This is a genomic window from Micromonospora sp. CNZ322 (genome assembly GCF_007827755.1).
Genome location: NZ_VITD01000003.1, coordinates 174746 through 199573 on the forward strand (window position 1 = coordinate 174746; position 24828 = coordinate 199573).

A 24828-nucleotide genomic window follows, 5' to 3' on the forward strand; every position below is an offset into this window, starting at 1 on the left:
TCGAGCGCCGCGGACCCGGCGGGTCCGTCAGTCGTTGGCGTGCAGGGCGGCGTTCAGCTCGATGCCCCGGCCGGTGCGCGGCCGGGCCTCCAGCCCGCCGGTGACCGAGTTGCGCCAGAACAGCAGGCCGTCGACGCCGGACAGCTCCCGGGCTTTGACCACCCGGCCATCGGGGAGCGTGATCTTCGACGCGGCGGTGATGTAGCAGCCGGCCTCGACCACGCAGTCGTCGCCAAGCGAGATCCCGACGCCGGCGTTCGCGCCGACCAGGCTCCGCTCACCGATGCTGATCTTGTCGGTGCCGCCGCCGGAGAGGGTGCCCATGATGGAGGCCCCGCCGCCGATGTCGGAGCCGTCGCCGACCAGCACGCCCTGCACGATCCGCCCCTCGACCATCGAGGTGCCGACGGTGCCGGCGTTGAAGTTGACGAAGCCCTCGTGCATCACTGTGGTGCCGGCGGCCAGGTGGGCGCCGAGGCGGACCCGGTCGGCGTCGGCGATCCGCACACCGGAGGGCACCACGTAGTCGGTCATCCGGGGGAACTTGTCGACCCCGTACACCGACAGGTGCCGGCCGGCGGCCCGCTCGATCACCCGCAGCTCGTCCACCCGCTCCGGGGGGCACGGCCCGGCGGACGTCCAGGCCACGTTGGCCAGCTTGCCGAAGATGCCGTCCAGGTTGAGCTGGTTGGGTCGGACCAGGCGGTGCGAGAGCAGGTGCAACCGGAGGTACGCGTCGGACGCGTCCTTGATCGGGTCGTCCAGCGAGCCGATCACTGTGACCACCTGCACGGTACGCAGACCGGGCAGGGCCCGGTCACCGAGCGCGGCGGGTGGCAGGTCGAGCACGTCCGCCTTGTCCTCGCCGGCGACCAGCGGCAGCTCGCCCAGGCCCAGCTTGCCGGTCGGGTACCAGGTATCGAGCACCTGCTCGTCTGCGGTGACCGTAGCCAGGCCGATGCCCCAGGCGGAATCTGCGGACGTCACTGTTACACCTCTCGGTCACGGCCGGGCTGACCTCGGCTCGCTCCTCGCGCTGACAGACCTGAAGGTACCGTGCGAACCATGGAGAACCCGCTGACCCCCGAGGTCCTCGCCGATCCGGTGCAGCTGACCCGCGCTCTGGTCGACATAGAGTCCGTGTCCCTCAACGAGAAGGCGATCGCCGACTGTGTCGAAGAGGTGCTGCGGGGCGTGCCGCACCTGACCACCCACCGGCACGGCAACACGGTGATGGCACGCACCGACCTCGGTCGGTCGCAGCGTGTCGTGCTGGCCGGGCACCTCGACACGGTGCCGTTGAACAACAACTTTCCGTCGACCATGCGCGGCGACCTGATGTACGGCTGCGGCACCTCCGACATGAAGTCCGGCACCGCGTACGCGCTGCACCTCGCGGTGACGCTGCCCGAGCCGCGCTACGACGTGACGTACTTCTTCTACGAGGCCGAGGAGATCGAGTCCCGGTACAACGGGCTCAACCTCGTCGCCCAGGCGTTCCCGGAGTGGTTGCAGGCGGACTTCGCGGTGCTGCTGGAGCCGACGTACGGCATCGTCGAGGCGGGCTGCCAGGGCACGATGCGCTCGGTGGTCACCACGACCGGCGTACGTGCCCACTCGGCGCGCTCCTGGCACGGGGTCAACGCCATCCACGCCGCCGGCGAGGTGCTGCGACGCCTCCAGACGTACGAGGCGCGCCGGGTCACCATTGACGGGTGCGACTACCGCGAGGGCATGAACGCGGTGCGGATCAACGGTGGGGTGGCCGGCAACGTGGTCCCCGACCTCTGTGAGGTCGAGGTCAACTACCGGTTCGCCCCGGACCGCACCCCGGCCGAGGCGGAGGCGCACCTGCGTGAGGTGTTCGCCGGCTTCGAGGTGACAGTCACCGACACGGCTGCCGGTGCCGCGCCCGGGCTCGACGCGGCCCCCGCGAAAGAGTTCCTGGCGGCGGTCGGCGCCGCGCCGATCGGCAAGCTGGGCTGGACGGACGTGGCCCGGTTCGCGGCGATGGGCATTCCCGCGCTGAACTTCGGCCCGGGCGACCCGAACCTCGCTCACCACCCCGACGAGCACGTCGAGATCAGCAAGATCCGCGACGGCGCGGCAACCCTGCACCGCTGGCTGGCCCCGGCCTGACCGCCCGGACCCCCGCCCGCCGGGTGATCAAGAGGTTTGCGTCAGCCTGGCCCGTTGTCGGCGACGCAAACCTCTTGATCGGCTCCGGATGGGGTGGGGGAGGTGGGGGTTGGGTTCTGCTGGCGGGTGCGGCGGCGTTCGGCCACCACGTCTCGGATGCGTCGCTGCATCTGGCGACGGATCCGGATCATCTCGCTGTTGCTGATCACGCTGTCTCCTCCCCCGAAGGCGCGCGCCGGGGCATACCCGGTATGTGAATAGTAAGACGTACGGGAGCGCCGAATAGTTGCCCATGATCCCGAACAATTTCTCGGCGTCCCCGCCCCGCGCACCCGAGCGGTGCTGCTCCACTACGGTTGCCCCATGAGCCAGAGCAACGGGCGGGAGGCCGGTCGCGGTCCGGGACAGGAGCGGCATCGCGGTGCGGTCACCCTGCGCAGAGGGGCGATCCCGAGCAGCACCGCCGACCAGCGACTGCTGGATTCACGGGGGCGGGGCGACTGGAAAACCAAGGACGCCTGGCGCGCGCTGCGCATCCTCGCCGAGTTCGTCGAGGGTTTCGACACCCTCGCCGACGTGCCGTCCGCGGTCAGCGTCTTCGGCTCGGCGCGCAGCGCGCCGGACAGCGTCGAGTGGCAGTTGGCCGAGCAGTTGGGCGGTGCGCTGGCCCGAGCCGGCTATGCGGTGATCACCGGAGGTGGGCCCGGCGTGATGGAGGCCGCCAACCGGGGCGCCAGCGAGGCCGGTGGGCTCTCCGTGGGGCTCGGCATCGAGCTTCCGTTCGAGCAGGGCATCAACGACTGGGTCGACCTGGCCATCGACTTCCGCTACTTCTTCGCCCGCAAGACGATGTTCGTCAAGTACGCGCAGGCGTTCGTCGTGCTGCCCGGCGGGTTCGGCACCATGGACGAGTTGTTCGAGGCACTCACCCTGGTGCAGACCGGCAAGGTCACCCGGTTCCCGGTGGTGCTCATGGGCGTCGCCTACTGGCAGGGTCTGCTGGACTGGCTGCGCGACACGATGGCCGCCACCGGCAAGATCGGGCCGGTCGACCTGGATCTGATCTGCCTCACCGACGACGTCAACGAGGCGGTCCGGTACATCGTCGAATCGGAGGCCGCGCTCTCCGCCGAGCAGGAGGCGGTCCGCGAGGAGGCTGTCGCGCGCACCGGCGCAGACCAGCAGGCCGCAGCCGTTCAGGCTCGGGACCACGACTGATGGCGGCGATCTGCGTCTTCTGTGCCTCCTCCCGTACCCTCGATCAGCGCTGGTTGGACCTGGCCGCAGAGACCGGCGCGGAGCTGGCCCGGCGGGGCCACACGCTGGTCAGCGGCGGTGGCTGCGTCGGCATGATGGGCGCGCTGGCGGACGGCGCCCGATCCGCCGGTGGGCGCACCGTCGGCGTGATCCCGCAGTCGCTGGTCGACCTGGAGGTCGCCGACCTGGCCTCGGACGAGCTGCTGGTGACCGATTCGATGGCCAGCCGCAAGACCCTGATGATCGACAAGTCGGATGCCTTCCTCACCCTGCCCGGCGGGCTGGGCACCCTGGACGAGTTGTTCGAGGTCTGGACCACCGCCACCCTCGCCCTGCACACCAAGCCGATGGTGCTGATCGACACCGACGGGTTCTACCGCCCCCTGCTGGACTGGCTCGACGCGCTGGCCGACCAGACCTTCCTCAAGCCCGCCGGCCGCGACCTCCTGACGGTCACCACCACCGTCACCGAGGCCCTCAACGTCCTGGAATCCCACCTAACCTGACCCCCCACCCCCGCCCCCACCCCCATTCGCGGTGATCATGAAGTTAGCGACGTCGCTGTCGGCGTGTCGCGCCGCCAACTTCATGATCGACGGGGGTGGATGGGGGTTGGGTGGGGAGGCGGAGGGAGAGTGGGTTTGGGCGGGTGGGTGTCGTATGGGTCTGATGGGATGAGCTGATGCAGGCGTACCGGTTGGTGCGGCGGCCCGGAGGGCCGGCGCGGGGGGACGAGGCGACGCCTGACAGCGCTTCCGTGCCCGCCAGCGGCGGCACGTCCGGGGGCGGTGTCGGCGCTTCGGGTGGGCCCGATGGCGTGGCCGGGCCCGAGCTGGCCGTCGTCGGCGGCTGGCGGGCCGACCCGGTGCAGGCCGAGGTGGTCGGGCACACCGACGGGCCGATGCTCGTGCTCGGCGGCCCGGGCACCGGCAAGACCAGCACGCTGGTCGAGGCGGTCGCTGCCCGGGTGGCCGAGGGGGTCGACCCCGAACGGATCCTGGTGCTGACCTTCGGCCGTCGGGGCGCCACCGCGCTGCGACAGCGCATCGAGGCCCGGATCGCGCAGGACGGCCACCGGGTGCTGCGCGAGCCGCTGGTGCGCACCTTCCCGGCGTACGCCTTCGGGTTGCTCCGCCGCGCCGCCGCCGAGCGGGGCGAACCGTCGCCCCGGCTGCTCACCGGCCCCGAGCAGGATCTGATCATCCGTGAGCTGCTGGACGTGGTGGGCGAGGAGCCCGAGGACGACCAGGTCGGCTGGCCCACCGACCTGCGCCCCGCCCTGCGCACCCGGGCGTTCGCCGGCCAACTGCGCGACCTGCTCATGCGCGCAGCCGAGCGCGGCGTGGGCCCGATCGACCTCGCCCGCCTGGGTGAGAAGCTCGGCCGCGCCGACTGGCCGGCCGCCGCGCGCTTCCTGCGGGAGTACGTCGCCGTGCTCGCGCTGCGCGACGTCAGCAACCGGGGCTCCATCGCGTACGACCCGGCTGAGCTGGTCCGGGCGGCCACCGGGCTGCTGCGCGACGACGAGGAGTTGCTGGCCGCCGAGCGTCGTCGGCTCGCGCACGTCTACCTCGACGAGTTGGCCGACACCGACCCCGCCCAACTGGAGCTGCTCTCGGTCATCGCCGGCGGTGGCAAGTCGCTTGTCGCGTTCGCCGACCCGGATTCCTCCACGTACGCCTTCCGGGGCGCCGACCCGGCCGGGGTGGCGACGTTCCCGCACCGGTTCCGGACGGCATCCGGTGCGCCGGCCGCGCAGGTGCTGCTGACCACGTCGTACCGGGCCGGGCCGGGTCTGCTCGCGGCGATCGCCCGGCTGGGTCGCCGGCTGCGGGGTCCGGCCGCGCACCGTCGGCTGCACCCCCTGCCGGATGCGCCGCCCGGCGTGGTCGAGGTGCACACCTTCCGTTCGGCGACCAGCGAGGCCGCCTGGCTGGCCCACGCGCTGCGCTCGGCCCACCTGCTCGACGGCGTGCCGTGGTCACGGATGGCGGTGCTGGTGCGGTCCACCGCGTTGCAGCTGCCCACCCTGCGACGGGCGTTGCACGCTGCCGGCGTACCCACAGTGGTGCACGGTGAGGATCTGCCCCTGCACCTGCAACCGGCGGTCGCGCCGCTGCTGCTCCTGCTGCGCTGCGCGCTGGAGCCGGAACGACTCGACGAGGAGGCGGCCGTCGCGCTGCTGCACTCGCCGCTGGGTGGGGCCGACCCGCTGGCCGAGCGGCGGCTGCGGCAGGGCCTGCGCGCGCTCGCGTTGGCCGGCGGTGACCGACGCCCCTCCGGGGAGTTGATCGTCGAGGCGTTGCAGGATCCGGAGGAGTTGACCGGCATCGAACGGCGCTGGGCCGAGCCGGCGCAGGCGGTGGCCGGGCTGCTGGCCATCGCCCGCGAAGCCGCCGTGCGGCCGGGTGCGACCGCCGAGGACGTGCTCTGGGCCGTCTGGCACGCCAGTGGTCTCGCCGAGCGGTGGGCCGGCGCGATCAACCAGGGGCGTCCGGAGGCCGGCGAGGGCGACCTGGCCCGGCGTCGGCGGGCCGAGGCTGCCGACCGCGACCTGGACGCCGTGCTGGTCCTCTTCGACGCGGCGGCCCGGTTCACCGACCGGCTGCCCGGCGCGCGTACCGAGGTCTTCCTCGACCACGTGCTCGCCCAGGACCTGCCGGCCGACACCATCGCCCCGACCGCCGACCGGGGTGCGGCGGTACGCCTGCTCACCGCGCACGCGGCGAAGGGCCTGGAATGGGACCTGGTCGCGGTGGCCGGCGTGCAGGAGGGCATCTGGCCGGACCTGCGGCTGCGCGGCAGCCTGCTCGGCTCCGAGCGACTGGTCGACGTGCTGGCCGGCCGGTCGGTCGACGGGGCGACCGCGGCGAACGTGGTGGGTCAGACCTCGGCGTTGCTGGACGAGGAGCGTCGGCTCTTCCACGTCGCCATCAGTCGGGCCCGGCACCGGCTGCTGGTCAGCGCCGTGGCGTCGGCCGCTGTCGGTGGGGACGACCACGAGGAGCAGCCCAGCCGGTTCCTGCACGAGCTGGGCCCGAGCACACCGCCACCGACTCCGCCGAGCACGCCGCCGACCCCGCCGACAGCGCCCGGCCCGCCGCCGACAGTGCCCGGCCCGCCGCCAGGTCCCCGCACGGAACCGTCCTCCGGCGGCTCCGGGGGCGCTGCGGCGGGCGAGACCGGGGACGAGGAGCCGGGCCGTCCCGGGGCACTGCCGGTGACCCGTCCACCCCGGGCGCTCACCCTGCCGGCGTTGGTCGCGGAACTTCGTACCGCCATCACCGACCCGGCGGCCCCGGCGGCCCGGCGGCGCGCCGCGGCGGCCGAACTGGCCCGGCTCGCCGCCGCCGGGGTGCCCGGTGCGCACCCCGACGACTGGTGGGGGTTGCGGGTGCTCTCCGACGACCGGCCGCTGGTCGACGACGGCGACCCGGTGCGGGTCACCCCGTCGGCCATGGAGAGCGCGCTGCGGTGCAGTCTGCGCTGGCTGCTGGAACGGCACGGCGGTAGTGGCCCGACCAGCACCGCGCAGGGGGTGGGCAACCTGGTGCACGCCGCCGCGATGCTCGCCGAGGACGCCAGCGCCGACCGGGGGGCGCTGCTCGACTACGTGGCCGCCCGGTTCGACGCGATCGAGCTGGCGGCCCGGTGGATGGCCGGGCCGGAGCGGGAACGCGCCGAGGCGATGGTCGACAAGCTGCTGCGCTGGCTGGCCACCAACCCGCGTCGGTTGCTCGCCATCGAGCACGAGTTCGCCGTCCGCCTGGACGACCCGAACCGGCCCATCGACCTGACCGGCCGGGTCGACCGGCTGGAGGTCGACGAGGCCGGGCGGCTCGTGGTGATCGACCTGAAGACCGGCAAGTCCACCGCTGTCACCGGCACCGACCTGGCGGAGCACCCGCAGCTCGGCGCCTACCAGGCGGCGGTGGAGGCGGGGGCGTTCGCCGAGTTCGGTGACGAGTCCGGGGGCGCCGCGCTGGTGCAGCTCGGAACCTCCGCCAAGGACGCCAGGGAGCAGAATCAGCCCGCCGCCAGCGAGGGGCCGGCGGCCGGTTGGGCGACCGCGCTGGTCCGGCGGACCGCCGATACGATGGCAGCCGCCACGTTCGCCGCGGTGGCCAACTCGAAGTGCCGGGTCTGCCCGGTGCGCACCAGCTGCCCGGTCTCCGGGCAGGGTCGCCAGGTCGTCGAGCCGCCCACCGTCCGGCGCACCGGTGAGGGCGAGGAGTGAGCTTGCGAGCCCAGTCGCGACCTGGGACGGCACCCGTGAGGGCGAGGAGTGCGCCGGTGTTGGGAACCGAGACGGCACGGTGAGTCAGCCCACCCTGTTCGGCGCGGGCCCCGCGCCGACACCCCGACTCGCGGACTCCGGCCCCCGGTACACACCGGTGGAGCTGGCCAAGCTGCTGCGGTTGCCGGCGCCCACGCGGGAGCAGGCCGCGATCATCGCCGCCCCGGTGGAGCCGCTGCTGGTGGTCGCGGGTGCCGGGTCGGGCAAGACCGAGACGATGGCCGCCCGGGTGGTCTGGCTGGTGGCCAACTCGTACGTGCGGCCGGAGCAGATCCTCGGGCTGACCTTCACCCGCAAGGCGGCCGGCGAGCTGGCCCATCGGGTACGGACCCGGCTCGACCAGCTGATCCGGCGACTCGGCCGGCAGGGACGGGATCCGCTGGGCGATCCGCTCGCGGGTGAGCCCACCGTCTCCACCTACCACTCGTACGCGGGGCGGATCGTCACCGAGCACGGGCTGCGGGCCGGCTACGAGCCGTCCACCCGGCTGCTCACCGAGGCGTCCCGCTGGCAGTTGGTCGACCTGTTGGTGCGCAACTACGACGGCGACATGTCCGAGGTGGACCGGATGCCGAGCACCATCACCGACGCGGTTCTGGCGCTGGCCGGGGAGCTGGACGAGCATCTGGTCGCGCCGGACGACCTGGCGGCCTGGACCGGTCGGTTCTTCGCCGAGGTGCAGTCCCGGCCGGGTCGGGTGTACGCCGACGTGCGCAAGGCGCTCACCCTCCAGCAGACCCGGTTGCGCCTGTTGCCGCTGGTGCGGGCGTACGCCCGGCGCAAGGAGGACTTCGAGGCGATGGACTTCGCCGACCAGCTCGCCCGGGCGGCCCGGGTGGCCCGGGACCACCCGGGGGTCGGCGTGATCGAGCGGGACCGCTTCCGGGTGGTGCTTCTCGACGAGTACCAGGACACCAGCCACGCCCAGGTGGTGCTGCTCAACGCGCTGTTCGGTGGCGGGCACCCGGTGACCGCGGTGGGCGACCCGTGCCAGTCGATCTACGGCTGGCGGGGGGCCAGCGCGGGCACCCTGGACCGGTTCCCCACCGAGTTCGCCCGCGCCAACGGTGAGCCGGCCCCGGCGCTGGGGCTCACCACGAGTTGGCGCAACCGCCCGGAGATCCTCCGGGTGGCGAACGCGCTCTCCACCCCGCTGCGGGCGGCGGGTGCCCGGGTGCCGGAGCTGCGCTCCGCGCTGACCGTCCGGGACCCGATCCCGCACCGCAGTCCGGGCGGGGCGGCCGGCGGCACTGTGCACTGCGCGATGCTGACCACGTACGCCGACGAGGCCGACTGGATCGCCGACAGCGTGCTCGCCGCCTGGCGGGGGGCGGCCGGCATGCCGGGCGCGGCCCCGGAACACATCCCGGTGGACCGCCGTCCGACGACCGCCGTGCTGGTCCGGGTGCGCAGCCAGATCCCGGCGATCGAGTCGGCGCTGCGTGAGCGTGGCCTACCGGTCGAGGTGGTCGGGCTGGGCGGCCTGCTGGACACCCCCGAGGTACGCGACGTGGTCTGCACGCTGCGGGTCCTGGCCGACCCGACCGATGGCGCCGCGCTGCTGCGGTTGCTCACCGGCGCCCGTTGGCGGATCGGGCCACGTGACCTGGTGGCGTTGCACCGGCGGGCCCGGGCCATCGCGAACGCCCGGCGACAGGTCGCCGCCGACGAGGCCTCGGAGATCAGCCCCGACCTGTTGGACGAGGCGACCCTGGTGGAGGCGTTGGCCGACCTCGGGCCGGCACAGGCGTACTCGGCGGAGGGGTTCGCGCGGCTGCGCGCGTACGGCCGGGAGTTGGCGCTGCTGCGCTACCGGCTGGATCAGGCGCTGCCGGACCTCATCGCGGACATCGAGCGGACCATCGGCCTGGACGTGGAGGTCGCGGTGCGGGCCGGCCGGGACGGCGCCGGCGACGCGGGCCTGGCCCGGGGCCATCTGGATGCGCTCGGCGACGTGGCGGCCCGGTTCAGCGGGGAGACGCCCGGCGCGACCCTGTCCGGGTTCCTGTCCTACCTGGCCGCCGCCGAGGACGAGGAGCGCGGTCTGGCGCCGGGCGAGGTCGAGGTGGTGGAGGGCGCGGTGCAGGTGGTCACCGCGCACGCCGCCAAGGGCCTGGAGTGGGACGTCGTGGCGGTGGCCGGGCTCAGTCGTGGGCTGTGGCCGGGGCCGGTCCGCAACTCCGACCACTGGCTGGGTGGGCTGGGCGTGCTGCCGTTCCCGCTGCGCGGCGACGCCGACGGGCTGCCCGAGTTGGCGCTCGACGAGGCGGGGGACCAGCGGGCCGTGGCGCGGGCGGTGACCGACTTCACCGACGCGTGGCGGGCCCACGACGAGCGGGAGGAACGCCGTCTGACGTACGTGGCGGTCACCCGGCCACGCCGGCTGCTGCTCTGCTCCGGTTACTGGTGGGGGGAGGGCACGAAGCGACCGCGAGGTCCGTCGGTCTTCCTGCGTGAGGTGTACGACGCCTGCCTCGACGGCGGGCCGGGGCACCTGATCGACGCGTGGGCGCCGGAGCCGACTCCCGACGCGACGAACCCCACGGCCGAGGTGGTGCTCCGCGCCGAGTGGCCGGCCGACCCGCTGGGCGGTCGCCGGCCGGCGTTGGCCGAGGCGGCGGGGCTGGTGCGTCGCCTGATGGCCGACGGTCCGGCGGCGACGCTCCCCGGGCCGGTCGGGCCGGTGCTCCCCGGGCCGGTCACGCCGCTCGGATCGACGGCCGAGCCGGCCGAGCCGGAGGTTGATCCGGAGGTGGCGCGCTGGCAGCGCGAGGCGGATCTGCTGTTGGCGGAGCGCGCCGAGCTGACCCGGCTCTCCGGTGCGGTCGAGGTGGCGCTGCCCGGGGCGCTGAGCGTCACCCAGCTGGTCGCGCTGCGGCGCGATCCGGCGGCGCTGGCCCGTACGCTGCGTCGCCCGGTGCCGGCCGAACCCAACCCGTATGCCCGTCGAGGCACCGCCTTCCACGCCTGGTTGGAGCAGCGCTTCGGCGCCGACCGCCTGTTGGACCTGGACGAGCTGCCCGGCGCGGCCGACGCCGATGCCGCACCCGACGAGGCGCTGGTCGAACTTCAGGAGCGGTTCCTGGCCAGCGAGTGGGCCGACCGGTCACCGGTGGAGGTGGAGGTGCCCTTCGCCACGGTGATCGCCGGAGTGGTGGTGCGGGGCCGGATGGACGCGGTCTTCGCCCGGCCGGGTGGCCGGTTCGACGTGGTCGACTGGAAGACCGGCGCGCAGCCCACCGGGCCGGCGGCCGACGTGGCCGCCGTGCAACTGGCGGTGTACCGGCTGGCCTGGGCGGAGTTGGCCGGCGTGCCGGTCGACCGGGTGGGCGCGGCGTTCCACTACGTCCGCCACGGGGTGACCGTCCGGCCCGCCGACCTGCTGGATGTGACCGGCCTCACGGCCATGATCGCCCAGTTGCCCGAAGATTCTGCCCAACATTGACCATGGCGGGGAAAACCGTGGTAGGTTGACCGGGTTGCAGTTTTGGTTACCAGAGACTCTGTGTGCGCCTGGCGGGATTGTGGCCCCAGGCGCTCTTTGTTGTGTCCGGAGTTCTCCGGGCGGGGCGACCAGAAGCGACAGGCGATTCGCGCATCCCCGCGCGGAGCGCTCCTCTTCGGGCACGCAACAAGTGCGCGTCCGACGTTCCGTCAAGGAGACGAAACACATGGCTATTGGCACCGTGAAGTGGTTCAACGCTGACAAGGGCTTCGGCTTCATCACCCCCGACGGCGGCGGCGCTGACGTCTTCGCCCACTTCTCGGCGATCCAGTCCTCCGGCTACCGGAGCCTGGACGAGAACCAGCGGGTCGAGTTCGAGGTGACCCAGGGCCAGAAGGGCCCGCAGGCGGAGAACATCCGCCCGCTCTGATCTTCGGATCGGTCAGCATTACCTGTCGCGCCCTCCGGGTGTGACGGTGACGGGACCGGCCCGCTCCGCCGTCGACCTGCGTAAGCAGGCGGCGGCCCGGCGGCGGGCCGGCCCGTACTCCAATCGGTTCGTGCTTGTGAGTCCTGGCTGCCTTTGGCCGCCGGTTGACAGCGCCGACTTCGGCGCCCTCCCTCGACACGTTCCGCGTCGAGGAAGGCTCGTTTCCGCATGACCACAGTTATTCCTTCTTTCGCTCATACCGGTCTGGCGCCGGCGCTGCTCACCGCGCTGACCGCGCAGGGCATCACCGAGCCGTTCCCGATCCAGACGGCGACGCTGCCCGACTCGCTCGCCGGCCGGGACGTGCTGGGCCGGGGTCGTACCGGCTCCGGCAAGACCCTCGCCTTCGGGCTTCCGCTGCTGTCGCGCACCGCCGGCCGTAAGGCCCGGCCGGGTCGCCCGCTGGCCCTGGTGCTCGTGCCGACCCGTGAGCTGGCCCAGCAGGTCACCACCGCGCTGGCCCCGTACGCCCGCGCTGTCGGGCTGCGCTGCGCCACAGTCGTCGGCGGCCTGTCGTTGCAGCGGCAGGCGGACGCTCTGCGCGCCGGCGCCGAGGTGGTCGTCGCGACCCCCGGCCGGCTGCACGACCTGATCAACCGTGGCGACGCCCGACTCGACCAGGTCGAGATCACCGTGCTGGACGAGGCCGACCAGATGGCCGACATGGGCTTCCTGCCGCAGGTCACCAAGCTGCTGGAGCAGGTCGCGCCGCAGGGGCAGCGGATGCTGTTCTCCGCCACCCTGGATGGCGGTGTGGACCGGCTGGTCCGCCGCTTCCTGAGCAACCCGGTGACCCACTCGGTGGACCCGGGCACGGCCACCGTCACCGCGATGACCCACCACGTGCTGCACGTCGACGCGCTGGACAAGCCCGACGCGCTGACCCGGATCGCCGCCCGTGAGGGCCGCACCATCCTGTTCATGGGTACCAAGCACCGCGCCGACCGGCTCGCCCGCCAGTTGCTCTCCAAGGGGGTACGCGCGGCCGCGCTGCACGGCGGCAAGTCCCAGCCGCAGCGCACCCGCATCCTGGAGCAGTTCCGCAACGGTCAGGTGACCGCTCTGGTCGCCACCGACGTGGCGGCCCGTGGCATCCACGTGGACGGCCTGGACATGGTGGTCAACGTGGACCCGCCGACCGAGGCGAAGGACTACCTGCACCGGGGCGGCCGTACCGCCCGGGCCGGCGAGTCCGGTTCCGTGGTCACCCTGGTCCTGCCGGAGCAGCGCCGGGACATGTCCCGGCTGATGGCCATCGCCGGTATCCGGCCCGAGTCGGTCCAGGTGCGCCCGGGTGACGGGGCGCTGGCCCGGGTCACCGGTGCTCGCGAGCCGTCCGGTGTGCCGGTGACGATCGTCGCTCCGCCGGCGCCGGCCTCTCGGGCCCGTACCTCCGGTGGTGCGTCCGCCGATGGGGGCGCCCGTCCGGCGCACCGCGCGTCGGGCCGGTCCCGTCGCCCGCGCCGCCCCCGTACCGTCTGATCTTCTGCGCGTCGACCGACCCGTCCCGCTTCGGTGGGGCGGGTCGGTTTTGTCTGCGCGGTGTTCCGGGCCGGTCGGCTGTCCGTGCGGCCCGACCGGCCAGCCGGCCGCGCCGGGTGGCCCCTCTGCTGAGTCGGTAATCAGCCTCTGCTGGGTCGGCTGGCCGACTGCGCCCCGGCCGGTCGTGGTTGAGGCTGACCGACGGGGGAAGTCGGGCGGGGGGCCCGGCACGGGAGGGGTGACCATGGCGGGCGAAGCCGGCTCGGGCGCACTGCGTGAACTGATCCTGGTGGTCGCGGTCGCGCTCGCCGGGTTGTTGCTCGCCATGGTTGCAGCCTTCGCGCCCTGGCATGCCACCCCGGCGGGTAACGCTCCCGCCGGTCTGGTGGAGCTGCACAGTCCTGGCGACCCGGGCCTCGGCCCGACGACCGCACACGTGGGCTGAGCAGCGACCGGCCTACCGGTGCCGGCGGAGGGGCAGGCCCGGTCAGGATCGGTACGAGGTGTGGTCGGGTCGGCGGGGCACCGGCCCGACCACATCGCCTTCGCACCCTCCTCGGTGCGCACGAGCACGACGCACCAGCCCAAGGTCGCGCTCGATCCAGGAAGTAGGCCCCTCACCAGGCGGGCGAGGCCACTACATCAATGATCGAGCGCGATCATGCGAGCGGTGCGTCGGTGCTGACCGCACTCGGGGCGTGGGTGAGCAGGTCGGCCAGGGTGGTGCTGTCGACCACAGTGGCGATCGCCCCGTGCACCGCCAGCCAGACGTCGGTGAGCCCTGCGGCCACTCCGTGATAGCCGGCCCGCTCGGCCGGCAGACCGCGCACCGTGGTGAGCGAGCCGCCGACCGCACGCAGCACGTCTCCGACGGTGATCTCGTCCGCTGGGCGGGTCAGCGCGTACCCGCCGTCGGCGCCGCGATGGCTGTGCAGCAGACCGGCCCGGCGCAGGTCGAGCAGGATGCCCTGCAGGAAGCTGAGCGGGATGTCCTGCACCTCGGCCAGGCTGGCCGCCTTCACCAACTCGCCGGCCCGGTCGCCGTCGCCGCCACCACCGGCGGCGGCGACGGCGAGCATCGCCCGGAGCGCGTAGTCGCTGCGCGCGGAGACGAACACGTCACTGACCAGCCTGGTCCAGTACGCCCCAGCGGCGCCGGATCGCCTTGTCCGCAGCGCCGAACGCGGTGTCTACGAGAAGCCCGACGACCAGGATGACGATCATGATGGCCATCAGCCGTTCCGCGTCCGAGAAATCCCTGGCGTAGGTGAGCTGAGCGCCGATCGACGTTCGCGCGGCGATGACCACGAGCAATTCACCGGCCATCAGACTGCGCCACGCGAAGGCCCAGCCCTGCTTGAGGCCGGCGACGATCGCGGGCAGCGCGGCTGGCGCGATGACGTACCGGTACAGGTTCAGACCTCGGGCACCCAGGTTGCGGCCGGCGCGCTGCAGCAGCGGCGGGACGTAGTCCACGCCATGGATGACACCGTTGGCGATGGACGGCGCTGCGCCGAGCACCACCACGAAGAAGATCGCCTGTTCGCTGAGTTCGAACAGCAGGATCGCCAGGGGGAACCAGGCAATCGACGGCATCGTCTGCAGCGCCGTGATCATGGACCCGATGGCGGCCCGGAGCACCTTCGACCGCGAGACGCCGAGGCCGAGCAGCAGCCCGACGGCCACTGCGGCGGCAAAGCCGATCACCGCACGCCGTGCCGTGGTGGCCAGCCCGTCCCAGAGCGCTGAACTCAGGAAGTAGTCGGCGAGGTCGGCGAAGACCGGCCCCGGGCCAGGCAGGGCCCACGGGTCCTTCCACCCGGTCCAGACCACGGCCTGCCAGATCCCGATGGCGATGGCCAGGGCGGCGAGCTTGGGCCAGGTGGCGGCCCAGATCCGGGCGCCCCGGGAGACCTCCTTGTCCCGACCCGCGATCTCCAGCGCGTCGAGGCCGGTGATCTCCGCGTCGGTACGCGCCGAACTGGTGAGGGTGTCACTGGCCATGGCGGCCCACCTCCGTACGGAGCCGCTCGGTGACCTCTGCGGCGATGGCGGCGACCTCGGGGGAGTCGATCCGGCGAGGGCGCGGGATGTTCACCTCGGTGGAGTAGATGATCCGGCCGGGTCGGCTGGAGAGCAGGATGATCCGGTCGGCCAGCCGGGCCGCCTCGCGGACGTTGTGCGTCACGAAGAGCACCGAGAGTTTGCGCTCGGACCAGATCCGTTCCAGCTCGTCGTGCAGGATGTCCCGGGTCATCGCGTCCAGCGCGCCGAACGGCTCGTCCATCAGCAGCACCGGAGTGTCCAGGGCCAACGTGCGGGCGAGCGCGACCCGCTGCCGCATTCCGCCGGAGAGCTCGTGTGGGCGCTTACGGCCGAAGTCGGCAAGGTGCACCGTCCGCAGCAGCTCGGCCACCCGCTCGCGGCGTTGGGCGCGGGGGAGCCGACGCAGCTTGAGCGGCACCTCCACATTGGCGTCGACGGTCAGCCACGGAAAGAGCGCCGGCTCCTGGAACATCAGGCCCGGGTTGGCGTCGCCGGCCAGCGTGATCTGCCCACCGCTGACCCGGTCCAGCCCGGCCACCAGGTTGAGCAGGGTGCTCTTGCCGCAGCCGGACGCGCCGACCAGGCAGACGAACTCGCCGGGCGCGACGTTCAGCGACACACCGTCCAGGGCCAGGACCGCGTTCGCCCCGCGCCCGTACACCTTGGTCACGCCGGAGAGCGCGACCGCGGTGGTCGCGCTCTGCGGCGTCGTCGTGGTCGACGTCATGGCTGGACGACCTCGGCCTTGCCCTGCGCCTTGAGCGCGTTGTTGAGGTACTTCAGGTCGTACAGGCCCTTGAGGTCCACCGGCTCGGTCAGGTCCACGTCGACGGCGTGGTCGAGCCCTGCCTTCAGGGAGGACGAGATCGGGTCGTTCGTGAACTCCAACGTCGGCCACGCCTGCTTGATCAGCTTCAGGTCCAGCGGCTTGCCGGTGATCTTGCCGATCGCGTCGGAGATGGCCTGCTGCGCCTCGTCCGGCTTGGTGTTGACGAACTCGTTGGCTGCCACCTGACCGTCGACCAGCCTCTGCACCACGTCCGGGTGCGCCTTGAGGAACTTCGTGCTCACCAGCAGGTTGGTGATGACGAACTTCTTGTCCGGCCACAGGTCGCGCTCGTCGACCAGAACCTTGCCGCCGGCGTTGACCAGGCGGGAGACGAACGGCTCGGGCACCCAGGCGCCGTCGATCGCGCCGCTGTTGAATGTCTCGATGGTCTGGGCGTTCTCCTGCGGCACGATCTTGACGTCGCCGCCGCCCTCCTTGGTGGTGGTGAGGCCCTGCTGCTTGAGCCAGTAACGGACCGCCACGTCCTGGGTGTTGCCCAACTGCGGGGTGGCGATCTTCTTGCCCTTCAGGTCCTGCGCGCCGGTGATGCCGGGCTTGACGACCAGCGCCACGCCGCCGGAGGCCGCGCCGGAGATGACCCGGACGGCCTCGCCCTTGGACTTGGAGAAGGCGTTCACCGTCGGGTTCGGACCGATGTAGGTGGCGTCCAGCGCGCCGGAGAAGACGGCCTCGATGGCGGCCGGGCCGGCGTTGAAGGTCTTCGGGTCCAGCTTGACGTTGGTGCCGAGCTTCTCCGCGAAGATGCCCTTCTCCACGCCGACGACCGCCGGCGCGTGGGTGATGTTGGGGAAGTAGCCGAGGCGCAGCGTCACCGGGCCGGAGCTGCCGCCCGCGCCCTCGCTGTCGTCGCCGCACGCGGCGGTGCTGCCCAGGGTCGCCGCGCCGAGGGCGGCGAGGGTGGCCAGGGTGACCAACCGGCGCAAGGGGAGGCGTCTCATCGTTCATCCAATCCACAGTATTCCTACTTAGTTGGTAGGAAGAGTGGGCCAGGCTGCGGCCAGCGTCAAGACCCATCCACATGGCGGGATGGCGCGTCTCAGTTATGTCGGTATTTCCTATCAGCTTGCTAGGGTAATCGCCATCCGGTCAACGCCGAGGTCGCGGCCCGCATCGACGAGTACGCCGCGCTCGGCGTGGACGAGTTCATCCTCTCCGGCTGGCCGCACCGTGAGGAGGCCGAGCGGGTCGGCGCCGAGGTGCTGCCCCTGGTGACGGCCCCGGTCGCGGCGGCTCCGGGAAGGTCGCGGGTGGCGGAGGTGTCGACGCGCTAGGGTCGACTCCGTGGCGGCGCGGAGATCCAGAATTCCAGCGACGAAGTATCCGGTCGAGCGGTTCACCCTCGACAACGGCCTGCGGGTGGTGCTCACCCCCGATCGCAGTGCCCCGGTGATCGGGGTGGCGGTGGTCTACGACGTCGGCATCCGCTCGGAGCCGGAGGGGCGTACCGGCTTCGCCCACCTCTTCGAGCACCTGATGTTCCAGGGCTCGGAGAACCTGGAGAAGCTGGCCCACTTCCGGCACGTGCAGGGCGCGGGTGGCACCTTCAACGGCTCCACCCACCTGGACTACACCGACTACTTCGAGACGCTCCCGAGCAACGCGCTGGAGCGCGCGCTGTTCCTGGAGGCGGACCGGATGCGCGGCCCCCGGCTGACCGAGGAGAACCTGCGCAACCAGGTCGACGTGGTCAAGGAGGAGATCCGGGTCAACGTCCTCAACCGGCCGTACGGCGGCTTCCCCTGGCTCACTCTGCCGCCGGTCATGTTCGACACCTTCCCGAACGCCCACGACGGTTACGGCTCCTTCGACGACCTGGAGTCGGCGACCGTCGCCGACGCCGCGGACTTCTTCCGCCGCTACTACGCCAGCGGCAATGCCGTGCTGGCCGTCAGCGGCGACATCGACGTGGCCGAGGCGACCGAGCTGGTCACCCGGCACTTCGGCGACGTGCCGGCCCGGCCGGCACCGCAACGGCCCGACTTCACCGAGCCCGACCTGAGCGCCGAGCGGCGCACCTCGTACACCGATGCCCTGGCGCCGCTGCCGGCGGTGGCCGGCGCCTGGCGCGTGCCCGACCCGGTCACCGACTTCGCTGGCTACCTGCCGTACGTGGTGCTGGCCGAGGTGCTCACCGACGGCGACGCATCGCGGCTGGTCGAACGGCTGGTGCAGCGGGACCGCACGGTGACCAGCCTCGGCGGATACCTCGGTTTCATGGGCGACCCGTTCGACGTCCGCGACCCCACCGCGCTGCTGTTGCAGGCGCACCTGCCGCCCGGTGGCGATGTGGACAAGGTGCTGCGCACCATCGACGAGGAACTGGACCGGCTGGCCACCGACGGGCTGACCGACGGTGAGCTGGCCCGCACCCAGGCCCGGATGGCGACCCACCTGCTGCGGGACACCGACGCGGTGCTCGGTCGGGCGCTGCGGATGGCCGTGCTGGAGCAGCAACGCGGCGAACCGGGTCTGCTCAACGAACTGCCCCGGCTGGTCGGCGAGGTCACCGAGGAGCAGGTCCGGGCCGCCGCGGCCACCCTGCGCCCGGAGCGCCGGGCCGCCATCGAGGTCATCGCCGGAGGCGTTCGGTGAGCGCGAGGAGTGAGCCGGTTTTGCGAGCCCCGCAGTCGCGAACGAAGGTGACACAGTGAGTATCGCTACAGCTCCTGCCGGCCCGCGTACGCTGCCGCCGCTCGGGCCGACCCGCAAGCTCAAGGTGCCCAAGCAGGCCGAGCGCAGACTGCGCAACGGGCTCACCGTGATCGCCGTACGCCGGCCCGCCGTACCCCTTGTCGAACTGCGGCTCTGGGTGCCGTTCGGGCGGGTCCACCTGGCCCGCGGCGCGATGCTCTCGCAGACCATGCTCTCCGGCACCGAGTCGATGACCAGCGTGCAGATCGCCGCCGAGTTGCAGAAGGTGGGCGGCGGACTCTCCGCGGGCGTCGACCCGGACCGGCTGATGCTCTCCGGCGCCGGCCTGGTCACCGGTCTGGACCGGATGCTGGAGCTGCTGGCCGAGGTGCTGACCGGCGCCAGCTACCCCGGTGACGAGGTGGCCACCGAACGGGACCGGCTGGTTGACCGGATCCAGGTGGCGCAGAGCCAGCCTTCGCACCTGGCCCGGGAGGCGCTGCTCAAGCGGATCTACGGCCGGCACCCGTACGCGACGCAGACGCCGGAGCCCGACCAGATCCGTGCCGTCCGACCGGCGGCGCTGCGTACCCTGCACTCGGAGCGGGTCCACCCGACCGGCGCGCAGTTGGTGCTGGTCGGTGACGTGCAGCCGGAGAAGGCACTGGACGCGGCCGAGCGGGCGCTCGGCGGCTGGTCGGGTGCCGGGCGCGTGGCCGAGCTTCCGGTAACCCCGCCGCTGGAGCCGGGGCCGCTGCTGCTGGTCGACCGGCCGGGCTCGGTGCAGTCCTCGCTGCGGATCGCGCTGCCGGCGGTGTCGCGCACCGACCCGGACCACGCCCCGCTGCAACTGGCCAACCTGATCTTCGGCGGCTACTTCTCCTCCCGGTGGGTGGAGAACATCCGCGAGGACAAGGGCTACACCTACGGCCCGCACTCGGTGATCGAGCATTCCGTCGCGGGGTCGGTGCTGGTCGCCGCCGCCGACGTGGCCACCGAGGTCACCGGCCCGGCGCTGCTGGAGACGACGTACGAACTGGGTCGGTTGGCGTCGCTCCCACCGAAGCCCGAGGAGTTGGAGCAGGCCCGGCAGTACGCCCTGGGCACCCTCCAGCTCGGCATGTCCACCCAGGCCGGGTTGGCGGCGTTGACCAGCGCGTACGCCGGCAACGGTCTGCGCCTGGACTTCCTCGCCGAGTACGCCGCGAGGTTGGCGAAGGCGAGCATCGACGACGTCGCGCAGGCGGCGGCGCGCTATCTGGCCCCGGCTCGGGCGGCGATCGTGGTGCTCGGCGACGCGGAGCGGGTCAACCCGGGGCTGGCCGCGCTGACCACGGTTCAGACCGAGCACGAGGCGTGAGCGAGCGGAGCGAGCGGGCCATGGGGTTCAGCAGCGGGCCGTCTCACGGCGGCGTGCAGCGAAGCGGAGCGCCGGCGTGAGCGGGGAGGCGGCGCCGCCGTTGGCGCGATCCACGCTGGATCGGGCCGCGCACCGGCGGGGTGACTCGCAGTGGTTGACCGAGGCGTGGCTGCGCGCCCGGGTGTTGCTGCTCGACTCGACCGACGAGGGTCGGACACTGGCCCGCACCGAGACATCGCCTCCGACGTTGGTGCTGTTCGGGGCGGCTGACGTACCCGCCGGGTCAGAGTCGATGGCGATGTTCCTGGGTGTCGAGCCGGACGGGGTGCCGGTCTTCGCTGTCGACGCGCCTCTTCCGGCGATCCCGGGGACCCGGGCGGTCCACCTCCGGGAGGTGGGTCATCTGCTCGCCGACCGGGAGGCCGGCATCTTCACCACAGCGTTGGCGCTGGTCAACTGGCACACCCGACACGGTTATTCGACGAGCACCGGCGCGCCGACCGCGATGGACGAGGCGGGTTGGTCGCGGGTGGACCGCAATGGTGGGCGGATCTGGCCCCGTACCGACCCGGCGATGATCGTGCTCGTGCACGACGGCGTGGACGGCCCGGACGGTCGCTGCCTACTCGGCAACAACGCCGGCTGGCAGGGCACCCCGGGTGGTCGCCGCTACTCCTGCCTGGCCGGCTATGTGGAACCGGGGGAGTCGGCGGAGGCGGCCGTGCTGCGCGAGGTCCGCGAGGAGGTGGGCATCGGGGTCGAGCGCATCGGGTACGTGGGCAGCCAGGCCTGGCCGTTCCCCGGCTCGCTGATGCTGGGCTTCCTGGCCACCGCGAACCCGGCCGAGCCGGTGCGGGTCGACCCGTCCGAGATCGCGTACGCCCGGTGGTTCTCCCGCCGTGAGATCGGGGCGGCGTTGGCCGGGCAGACGGTGGACGTGGGCGACGGTGCCCGGCTGATCCTGCCGCCTCCGTCGTCGATCGCGCTGTTCCTCATTCACCGCTGGCTGGACGGCTGGGTGGACGCCGACCGCTGAGCACGGTCCCGACCCGTGGCCGCCGTTGCCGCGGCGGTCACGGGCCGGGAACACGGGCCGTCGTGGTCGGCGGGTGCGAGTAACGCGGCGGGGGAGCCGGTCCGACCACGACGGACGACCTGTGGAATCAGGTGCCGGTGCGGCCCGGTCTGTGTCGGAAGGCGGGCCGCGACTCGATCAGCGGGAGGACCTTGACCCGTTGCTTGCCGGCGCGGACCGCGCCGACGGTGGCCAGGGCACGGGCCAGCAGCAGCGCGGCGTCCCGGTCCTCGGCGTGCACGATCTGCCGGCGCGGCTCGGGCGTGGTCGTCTCGTCGCGAAGTCGGTGGCCGTCCGCCCACGCGGCGGCGATGTCCCCGTCAGCGACGGCGCGGATGTCGGTGCGAACGATCAGGAACCGCATGAGGGTCTCCGGATGAACCGCGACGGATGAGCCAGTGTGGAAGTTCCACGTATCCGAGGGCCATGTTACGCCCCGTGTTCGTCCCAGCAACTGAAACGCGCCTATCGGTTTCGAGCCTCGTCCGATCGGCGGATGGCTGCTCAGCAGGGTCGCCGGGTCGCAAAGCGACGGGGCCGCCGGCAGTGCGCCGACGGCCCCGTGCCGGTCACCGAATCAGTTCAGATCGAACTGGCCCTTCTTTGCCCCGGTGATGAAGCCGAGCCATCCCGCGCGGTTGAACAGCAGCACCGGGCCGCCCCGGTCCTTGCTGTCGCGCAGGGCGACCGCCGACGGGCCGGTGGCCAGCGGGGCGACCTCCACACAGTTGGAGGTCTGGCTGCGTGTGCTGGTACGCCACGGGGCGTCCGCCAACGAGTGGGCGGAGACGGACGGCGTGTTGCGGATTTCGTTCATGGTTCTGCTCCTGATGTGCAGCGATCCGATGGGACGAGTGGTGCCGCACGTCCCGACGGAGGGTCCCCCGTGGATCACCGCTCCGTCAGTCGCCCTGATTCCCGGCGGCGTTGGGTCGGCGCCGTTGCCGGCCCGAACGCCACTGTGGATGGGGGCGTCGCCTCGGTCAGCCGTCCCGTCGCCTCGATCAGCCAGGAGAGGGTGTCCGAGGCGTCAAGTGCCGCCTTGCATAGCCACTCGAACACCACTTTATAGCGATTTAGCGTGATTGACTCGGTCGACATGACGTCGGTGAAGCCACCTTCGATGGCCAATGTCTCCGGATCGAGGGGATCGGCGAACCGATAGACCGAGAAGGCGGTCGGCGGAAGGTACCAATCCCCGATCTGGGTGTCCCGGGGCAGCACGTGCAGGGCCACGTTTGGCAGCAGCGCCAACTCGCAGAGCTGGAGCAACTGTTCGTGCAGCACCTCCGGCGGCCCGGCCCGGCGGCCGAGAGCCGGCTCCTCCAACACGGCGGTGTAGCGGGGAGCGTGCGGCTCGCGGGTCAGCAGCGACTGGCGGGCCAGCCGCGCCTGCACCTCGGTCTCCGGCTCGTCGCCGGGCTCCGGCTCGCCCGCGCCCGCGTTCACCTGCCGGGCCGACACGATCCGGAGCTGGGCGTACCCGGGGGTCTGCAACAGGCCCGGCACCAGCACCGGGTTGTACTCGGAGATCTCCGCGCAGCCCGCCTCCAACTCGGCCCAGCCGCGCTGTTGCTGCGTCATCACCGGGAAATTCTTCAACCAGCCGCGCATGTCGCCGGCCTCGTTGGTGATGCCCAGCAGCTCGTCGTGCAGCGCCTGGTCGGCGCCGTAGAGGTCGAGCAGGTCGCCGACGTCCTGCGGGTCCGGTCGACTGCGGCCGTTCTCCAAGCGGGACAGTTTGGACGCGGAGGCCCAACCGATACGCTCGATAACCTGATCGCCGGTGAGGCCCGCGGCCTCACGTAGGCGGCGCAGCTCGATGCCCAACCGGCGACGACGCAGGATCGGGCTGGGTGCGGCAGGAGGCACAGTGTCCTCTTTCCCGTCGACCGCCGCAGACGCGACGGTAACTGTATGAAATTCGCCCCCCACGGTCAGTATGGACGGCGCGACCGGTGTCGGAGGTTCCGGCGAGGGCGTGTCTTGCGAAAATCGCACCACGGGAATGCCGGATGACGACGGACCCCGCGGTCGCGGCCCGTCGACCTCGCCCACCTGGGCAGCCATCCCGCCGGAGGGACCCATGCGCACGATCCTGCGCCGACCCGACTTCCGCCTGCTCTTCGGCGGCCTGCTGGCCAGCATGACCGCCGAGTCGATCCTGCTGCTCGCACTCGCCATCTGGGTCAAGGATCTGACCGGCTCGAACGGGTTGGCCGGTGCCACGATCTTCGCGGTCATCGCGCCGATGACGCTGGCGCCGCTGGTCGGCTGGGTCGTCGACCGCTACCCGCGCCGACCGTTCTTCGTGGCCGCGAACGTGCTGACCGCGGCCCTGCTCGCCCCGTTGTTCACGGTCCGCGACGCGGGCGACGTCTGGGTCGTCTATCTGGTGGCCGCCCTGTACGGACTCTCGTCCATCACGCTCGGCGCGGCGCTCAGTGGGCTCATCCGCGAGATGGTGCCGGTCGAGCTGCTGGCCGACGCGAACGGCGTGCTGCAGACCGTACGCCAGGGGATCCGACTGGTCGGCCCGCTGGTGGGCGCGGCGCTCTACGCGGCGCTCGGCGGGTGGGCGCTGGCCGGAATCGGCATGGTCGGATTTCTGACCGCGGCGGCGGTGGTCACCGCGCTGCCCACCCCGCAACAGCTGCCACCGGCCGTACGGCTGCGGTGGCCGGCCGAACTGGGTGCCGGTCTGCGGCACCTGGCCGGCGAGCCGGCCCTGCGACGGGCCCTGCTCGGCTACGGGCTCGGGTCACTGGTGATGGGCTTCAGCGAGTCGCTCATCTTCGCCTACGTCGACCAGGGGCTGAACCGGGATGCCGCGTTCGTGGGGGTGCTGGTCACCGTGCAGGGCGTCGGTGGGTTGCTCGGTGGACTCTGCTCGCCGACGCTGGTCCGCCGGCTCGGCGAGGTCGGCACCCTGGCCGCCGGGGTCGCCTTCTTCTCTCCGGCCGCGCTCGCGCTCGCGTTCCCCGATCTGCGGCTCGGGTTCGCGGCGGTGCTGCTGGCCGGAGTCTCGCTCCCGCTGACGATGGTGGGTCTGCACACGCTGATCCAGCGCCGCACGCCGCCTTCGCTGGTCGGCCGGGTCGCCGCGGCCACCCAGGCGGTGGTCAGCGGGCCGCAGGCGGTCTCCATCGGGGCGGGTGCCCTGCTGGTCGGGTTCCTGGACTACCGGCTGCTGTTCGCGCTGGTCGGGGTGGCCACCCTGGCCGCCGGCAGCTACCTGTGGCGGGGCCGGCACCTGAGCGCGCCGGCCGGGGCCCGCCCGCCGACGCCGCCCACCCGCCCGACGCTCCCGGCACCCCGCCGATCGGCCGAGGACGCCGACCGACCCGAGCTTCCGTCACCCGCCGACCGCCGCCGCCGTGACCCGCTCCGGAACACGACGAGCGGCCGCCCCGGATGGGGCGGCCGCTCGTCGAGAATGAACCGGCAGATCAGGCGTTGAGAGTCTCCAGGTGCTGCTTCACCTGGGTGATCGAGGGATTCGTCAGGGCGCTGCCATCGGCGAAGCGCAGCGTCGGCACCGTCTGGTTGCCGCCGTTGACGCTCATCACGAACTCCGCGGCCTTCGGGTCCTGCTCGATGTCGACCACCTCGTACCCGATGCCCTCCCGGTCGAGCTGCGACTTCAGCCGGTGGCAGTAGCCGCACCAGGGGGTGGAATACATCGTCAGCATCCTCGGATCCTCCAACTCCTCCGGCCGCGGCTTGCGGATCAAGCCGAGCCTGTTCGCTGCAACG

At 72.3% G+C, this 24828-nt stretch carries 23 protein-coding genes; 13 read left to right on the plus strand and 10 right to left on the minus strand.

Annotated elements, in window-relative coordinates; all coding sequences use genetic code 11:
* Positions 1–27 precede the first annotated feature (27 nt).
* Entirely contained in the window at positions 28–987 is a 960-nt protein-coding gene (dapD, locus tag FB453_RS09425) for a 2,3,4,5-tetrahydropyridine-2,6-dicarboxylate N-succinyltransferase (RefSeq protein WP_112604946.1), read from the minus strand.
* Between the two features lie 78 nt (positions 988–1065).
* Between dapD and dapE the strand changes: the two genes are divergently transcribed.
* Complete coding sequence (gene dapE / locus FB453_RS09430; protein ID WP_091406181.1) at positions 1066–2139, plus strand: succinyl-diaminopimelate desuccinylase; 1074 nt, start codon at positions 1066–1068, stop codon at positions 2137–2139.
* A 41-nt stretch (positions 2140–2180) separates the two neighbouring features.
* On the opposite strand, the gene FB453_RS34120 is transcribed toward dapE, so the two are convergent.
* A complete protein-coding gene (locus tag FB453_RS34120; RefSeq protein ID WP_167457759.1) occupies positions 2181–2348 on the minus strand; it encodes a hypothetical protein in 168 nt (55 codons plus the stop codon).
* 154 nt (positions 2349–2502) lie between these two features.
* Between FB453_RS34120 and FB453_RS09435 the strand changes: the two genes are divergently transcribed.
* From FB453_RS09435 to FB453_RS09465, 7 genes are all read left to right on the plus strand, one after another.
* Positions 2503–3357, plus strand: coding sequence for an LOG family protein (locus tag FB453_RS09435; RefSeq protein ID WP_112583710.1), 855 nt, complete (start codon positions 2503–2505; stop codon positions 3355–3357).
* Positions 3357–3902: an LOG family protein gene (locus tag FB453_RS09440; protein WP_112604943.1), complete on the plus strand. Its 546-nt coding sequence runs from the start codon at positions 3357–3359 to the stop codon at positions 3900–3902. Before FB453_RS09435 ends, FB453_RS09440 begins: the two co-directional genes overlap by 1 nt.
* A 176-nt stretch (positions 3903–4078) precedes the next feature.
* Positions 4079–7633: an ATP-dependent DNA helicase gene (locus FB453_RS09445; protein ID WP_145789217.1), complete on the plus strand. Its 3555-nt coding sequence runs from the start codon at positions 4079–4081 to the stop codon at positions 7631–7633.
* A 79-nt stretch (positions 7634–7712) separates the two neighbouring features.
* Complete coding sequence (locus tag FB453_RS09450; protein WP_145789220.1) at positions 7713–11138, plus strand: ATP-dependent DNA helicase; 3426 nt, start codon at positions 7713–7715, stop codon at positions 11136–11138.
* A 226-nt stretch (positions 11139–11364) separates the two neighbouring features.
* A complete protein-coding gene (gene cspE / locus FB453_RS09455; protein ID WP_007464836.1) occupies positions 11365–11568 on the plus strand; it encodes a transcription antiterminator/RNA stability regulator CspE in 204 nt (67 codons plus the stop codon).
* 228 nt (positions 11569–11796) lie between these two features.
* Positions 11797–13110, plus strand: a complete 1314-nt coding sequence (locus tag FB453_RS09460) for a DEAD/DEAH box helicase (RefSeq protein ID WP_145789222.1) — start codon at positions 11797–11799, stop codon at positions 13108–13110.
* 244 nt (positions 13111–13354) lie between these two features.
* Complete coding sequence (locus FB453_RS09465; protein ID WP_112583796.1) at positions 13355–13555, plus strand: hypothetical protein; 201 nt, start codon at positions 13355–13357, stop codon at positions 13553–13555.
* A gap of 214 nt (positions 13556–13769) precedes the next feature.
* On the opposite strand, the gene FB453_RS09470 is transcribed toward FB453_RS09465, so the two are convergent.
* Genes FB453_RS09470 through FB453_RS09485 form a run of 4 tightly spaced genes read right to left on the minus strand, consistent with a single transcriptional unit; the run spans position 13770 to position 16944 of the window.
* Positions 13770–14228, minus strand: a complete 459-nt coding sequence (locus FB453_RS09470) for an RrF2 family transcriptional regulator (protein ID WP_145789224.1) — start codon at positions 14226–14228, stop codon at positions 13770–13772.
* 1 nt (position 14229) lies between these two features.
* Positions 14230–15114 carry an ABC transporter permease gene (locus tag FB453_RS09475; protein ID WP_145789226.1) on the minus strand — a complete coding sequence of 295 codons (885 nt, stop codon included), beginning with the start codon at positions 15112–15114 and terminating at the stop codon, positions 14230–14232.
* Positions 15104–15883, minus strand: a complete 780-nt coding sequence (locus tag FB453_RS09480) for an ABC transporter ATP-binding protein (RefSeq protein ID WP_112698544.1) — start codon at positions 15881–15883, stop codon at positions 15104–15106. Before FB453_RS09480 ends, FB453_RS09475 begins: the two co-directional genes overlap by 11 nt.
* Complete coding sequence (locus FB453_RS09485; RefSeq protein ID WP_112600949.1) at positions 15880–16944, minus strand: ABC transporter substrate-binding protein; 1065 nt, start codon at positions 16942–16944, stop codon at positions 15880–15882. Before FB453_RS09485 ends, FB453_RS09480 begins: the two co-directional genes overlap by 4 nt.
* Before the next feature lie 195 nt (positions 16945–17139).
* Here FB453_RS09485 and FB453_RS09490 point away from each other — a divergent pair, with 195 nt between their 5' ends.
* The 4 genes from FB453_RS09490 to nudC all read left to right on the plus strand — a co-directional run bounded on the left by FB453_RS09490 (position 17140) and on the right by nudC (position 21033).
* Positions 17140–17277, plus strand: coding sequence for a hypothetical protein (locus tag FB453_RS09490; protein WP_346265194.1), 138 nt, complete (start codon positions 17140–17142; stop codon positions 17275–17277).
* Between the two features lie 10 nt (positions 17278–17287).
* Positions 17288–18598, plus strand: a complete 1311-nt coding sequence (locus FB453_RS09495; protein ID WP_091406156.1) for a M16 family metallopeptidase — start codon at positions 17288–17290, stop codon at positions 18596–18598.
* A gap of 55 nt (positions 18599–18653) precedes the next feature.
* Positions 18654–19997: a M16 family metallopeptidase gene (locus FB453_RS09500; RefSeq protein ID WP_145789228.1), complete on the plus strand. Its 1344-nt coding sequence runs from the start codon at positions 18654–18656 to the stop codon at positions 19995–19997.
* Between the two features lie 76 nt (positions 19998–20073).
* The gene (gene nudC / locus FB453_RS09505) at positions 20074–21033 is read left to right on the plus strand and encodes an NAD(+) diphosphatase (protein WP_112641774.1); all 960 of its coding nucleotides are present in this window, start codon (positions 20074–20076) and stop codon (positions 21031–21033) included.
* 127 nt (positions 21034–21160) lie between these two features.
* Here the strand turns inward: nudC and FB453_RS09510 are convergent, their stop codons facing one another.
* The 3 genes from FB453_RS09510 to FB453_RS09520 all read right to left on the minus strand — a co-directional run bounded on the left by FB453_RS09510 (position 21161) and on the right by FB453_RS09520 (position 22944).
* Entirely contained in the window at positions 21161–21436 is a 276-nt protein-coding gene (locus tag FB453_RS09510) for a hypothetical protein (protein WP_091406149.1), read from the minus strand.
* Positions 21437–21649: 213 nt separating this feature from the next.
* Positions 21650–21889, minus strand: coding sequence for a DUF397 domain-containing protein (locus FB453_RS09515; protein ID WP_112583698.1), 240 nt, complete (start codon positions 21887–21889; stop codon positions 21650–21652).
* A 74-nt stretch (positions 21890–21963) separates the two neighbouring features.
* A complete protein-coding gene (locus tag FB453_RS09520) occupies positions 21964–22944 on the minus strand; it encodes a Scr1 family TA system antitoxin-like transcriptional regulator (RefSeq protein ID WP_145789231.1) in 981 nt (326 codons plus the stop codon).
* A gap of 214 nt (positions 22945–23158) precedes the next feature.
* Between FB453_RS09520 and FB453_RS09525 the strand changes: the two genes are divergently transcribed.
* Positions 23159–24532 carry an MFS transporter gene (locus FB453_RS09525; RefSeq protein ID WP_145789233.1) on the plus strand — a complete coding sequence of 458 codons (1374 nt, stop codon included), beginning with the start codon at positions 23159–23161 and terminating at the stop codon, positions 24530–24532.
* On the opposite strand, the gene FB453_RS09530 is transcribed toward FB453_RS09525, so the two are convergent.
* Positions 24522–24764: a mycoredoxin gene (locus tag FB453_RS09530; RefSeq protein WP_030337579.1), complete on the minus strand. Its 243-nt coding sequence runs from the start codon at positions 24762–24764 to the stop codon at positions 24522–24524. The two genes, FB453_RS09525 and FB453_RS09530, sit on opposite strands and share 11 nt — an antisense overlap.
* Between the last annotated feature and the right edge of the window lie 64 nt (positions 24765–24828).